Annotated in this window: 3 protein-coding genes; all 3 read right to left on the bottom strand. The window is 76.1% G+C overall.

Annotated elements, in window-relative coordinates:
• Positions 1 to 820 (bottom strand): cysteine desulfurase family protein (locus Q0D57_RS19225; protein WP_291047025.1); only part of this gene is annotated, 820 nt, incomplete at its 3' end.
• 157 nt (positions 821 to 977) lie between these two features.
• Entirely contained in the window at positions 978 to 1,856 is an 879-nt protein-coding gene (gene nadC / locus Q0D57_RS19220; protein ID WP_291047023.1) for a carboxylating nicotinate-nucleotide diphosphorylase, read from the bottom strand.
• Positions 1,856 to 3,687, bottom strand: a 1,832-nt coding sequence (gene nadB / locus Q0D57_RS19215) for an L-aspartate oxidase (protein ID WP_291047021.1), incomplete at its 5' end; no start/stop codon positions are given. The genes nadC and nadB, both read right to left, overlap by 1 nt.

Below are 3,687 nucleotides of genomic sequence, written 5' to 3'. Positions count from 1 at the left end.
GCGTGCGCTCCGCGCGCGCCGCCGCCTGCTCGGGGCCGCCGAGGAGGCGCACCGCCGCCGCGAGTCCCACCGCGAACGCCACGTTCTCGGTCCCCGACCGCGCCCCCCGCTCCTGACCGCCGCCGTGCACCAGCGGCTCGAGACGGCGTCGCACCGCGAGCGCGCCGATGCCCTTCGGGGCGCCGAGCTTGTGACCCGAGATGCTCAGCGCATCCACCCCGAGCACGCTCAGCCGGGTGTCGAGCCAGCCAGCGGACTGCACGGCATCCGTGTGGAAGGGCACCCCGAGGGCGGCGGCGCGGGCCGCGAGCTCGGCGATCGGCTGGACGCTGCCCACCTCGTTGTTCGCGTGCATCACGGTGGCGAGCGCGGTGTCGGGGCGGAGGGCCGCCTCGAACTCGTCGGGGTCGACCAGGCCCTCGCCGTCGACCCCCACCACCGTCACCTCGAAACCGTGCACCCGCTCGAGGAACGCGGCCGACTCCACCACCGCCGGGTGCTCGATCGCACTCCGCACGAGGTGCCGAGCCCGCCGCCCGCCGCCGCTGCGCGCGGCATCCGGAGCGACCGCGGCGAGCGCGAGGCCCTTCACCGCGAGGTTGTCCGCCTCGGTGCCGCCCGAGGTGAAGACGACCTCGCCCGGCCGGCAGCCCAGCCACTCCGCCACCGTGCGCCGCGCCTCGGCGAGCGAGCGGGCGGCCGAGGCGCCGAGGCCGTGGGTGCTCGAAGGGTTGCCGAACTCGCCCGTGAGGTGCGGCCACATCGCCTCGAGCACCTCGCGACGCACGGGCGAGGTGGCGGCGGCGTCGAGGTGGATCACGGGCGGATGCCCCGGGCGGCGGTCACGGATCTCGGCACCACGACACGGTGCTCCCGCGAAAAGGCCGCGCCACGCGCCGCCGCCTCACGGGCGGGCCGCGCCGCGTGCGACCTCACGACGTGGTGGTCCCTGAACCCCTGAGTCACGCGGAATCGGATCACGCGGATCCGCCCGCCGGCGGGTCGACGAACGTGACGTCGAGGCCGAGGTCGAGCGACCGCACGCTGTGGGTGAGGGCGCCCACCGAGATGAGGTCGACGCCGGTCGCCGCGATCCCGGCCACCGTCTCGAGGTTCACGCCACCGCTGGCCTCCACGAGCGCGCGGCCGCCCACGAGCTCGACCCCCGTGCGCAGGTCGGCGAGCGAGAAGTTGTCGAGCATGATCGTGTCGACACCCGCCGCGAGAACGGGCTCGATCTGGTCGAGGCGGTCGACCTCCACCTCGAGGTGCGTCGTGTGCGAGAGGCGCTCGCGCACCGAGCGCAGGGCCGCGGTGACGTCGCCGCCGTGCCGGGCGGCGAGCACGGCGAGGTGGTTGTCCTTGGCGAGCACCGCATCCGAGAGCGAGAAGCGGTGGTTGTGCCCGCCACCCGCCCGCACGGCCGCGCGTTCGAGGGCGCGGAGGCCCGGCGTGGTCTTGCGGGTGTCGACGATGCGCGCGCGGGTGCCGGCCACCGCCTCGACGTAGCGGGCGGTGAGGGTGGCGACCCCGCTCATCCGCTGGGCGAGGTTGAGGCCCACGCGCTCGGCGCGCAGCACTCCGCGGGCGGGGCCCTGCACGGTGGCGAGCACGGCGCCGGCCTCGAACCGCGTGCCGTCGGGCACGAGCACCTCGGTGCGGATGCGCGGGTCGACCAGCCGCATCGCCGCCGCGAACACGGCCCCACCGCTGAAGACGCCGGGCTCGCGGGCGTCGAGGGCGGCGTGCACCACGGCGTCGTCGGGGATGAGGAGCTCGGAGGTGATGTCGCCCCACGGCGCGTCCTCGGCGAGTGCGCACCGGACGACCTCGTCGACGATCTGTTCGGTCAGCATCAGACGAGCACCTTCTCTGCGGGGGCGGTGGAACGGGTGGGGTCGCGGTAGGCGTGGCGGCGACCGGGGGTGGGGCCGGCGGCGGGTGGGCCGGCGGCGGTGGAAGGGGCGGGGTCGGCGGCGCTGGAGTGGGCGGCGGGGCGCGCTGCCGTGGTGGCGGAACGGTCCGTGACTCCGGTGGTGTCGGCACGGAAGTGAGCGCCCACCGATTCCCGCCGTGCCAGCGCCGCGGCCACGGTCGCGCGCGCGAGCTGCAGCAGGTTCGCGGTCTCGAGCTCGTGCACGGATGCGCCGGCCAGCTCGGTGCTCCCGGATGCCCCGGCCAGCTCGGCTCCGGATGCGCCCGCCAGGTCGGTGACTCCGGATGCGCCGCGCGCGCCGATGGGAAGATCCCACTCCGCGAGTGCAGCGGCCGCGCTCTGCAGACCCTCCGCAGCACGCAGCACGCCGACGTGGCGCCACATCAGCGCCTGGATCTCTTCGCGCCGCGGACTCCGACGCGGCGACAGCGACGGCGACGGCGACGGCGACGGCGCACGATCTGCCGGGGCCGACGCCGATGCGCGGGGACCGACATCCGGCACCCCCACCTGCGCCAGCGCCCGGGCCGCCCGGTGCCCGAACACGAGACCCTCGAGCAGCGAGTTCGACGCCAGCCGGTTCGCGCCGTGCACGCCCGTGCGCGCCACCTCGCCCACGGCCCAGAGGCCCGGCAGGCTCGTGCGCCCGTCGAGATCGGTGACCACGCCGCCCATCCCGTAGTGCGCCGCCGGAGCCACGGGAACGGGTTCGCGCGCCCAGTCGAACCCGGCGGCGCGGCACGCCGCCGAGATGGTCGGGAACCGCCGCTCGAGCTCCTCGGCGCCGATGCCGCGGGCGTCGAGCACCACGGGGGCGCCGGTCCGCTCCATCTCGAGTGCGATCGCCCGTGCCACCACGTCGCGCGGCGCGAGCTCGGCGAGCGGATGCGCCGACACCATGAAGCGCTCCCCCGCCGCGTTCCGCAGCACGGCACCGTCGCCCCGCACCGCCTCCGACACGAGGAAGCAGCCCGGCACGGCGAGCGCCGTCGGGTGGAACTGCACGAACTCCAGATCGGCCACCACGGCCCCGGCCCGCATCGCCGCCGCGATCCCGTCGCCGGTCGCGACCGCGGGGTTCGTGGTGAACGGGTACAGCTGCCCCGCACCCCCGCTCGCGAGCACGACCTCGTCGGCCTCGAGCACCTCGCGCCGCCCGTCCCGCACCACGACCACCCCGCCGACGCGACGCCCCGCCACCTCGACCTCACCTGAGTCGCGCCGGAGTGCGCTCAAACCACCCGTTTGCGCCGCTTTGACGACACCTGGACGCGACTCACCGGCGGAGGAGCCGCGCTCGGGGGTCGCGGGCAGGGTGGCGGTGGGGGCCACGTGGAGGTCGGCGAGGAAGGCGTGCTCGAGCACCCGGATGCCGGCCAGGCGCACGGCGCGCACGAGCGCGTTCTGCACGTTCAGGCCGGTCGCGTCGCCACCGGCGTGCACGATGCGGTGGAACGAGTGCGCCCCCTCCCTGCCCGCGTCGAGCCCCGCGAGGTCGGCGTCCCCGCCCGGCACGGGGTCCCCCGCCGCCCGGCCCGACGCGATGCCGTGCCCGCCCTCGACCCGATCGAACTCCACGCCCCACGCCACGAGGTCGCGGAGACGCTCCGGTCCCTCCTCGCACAGCACCCGCACGGCCGCCGGATCGCACAGCCCCGCCCCGGCCGCGAGCGTGTCGGCGATGTGCGACTCCACGCTGTCGCCCGGCAGCACCGCGCTCGCGATGCCGCCCTGCGCGTAGCGCGTGCACC

Source organism: Herbiconiux sp., assembly GCF_023264895.1.
Classification (GTDB): Bacteria; Actinomycetota; Actinomycetes; order Actinomycetales; family Microbacteriaceae; genus Herbiconiux.
Note: the sequence above shows the minus strand (reverse complement) of the source record. Positions and strands in the feature narration are given on the sequence as shown.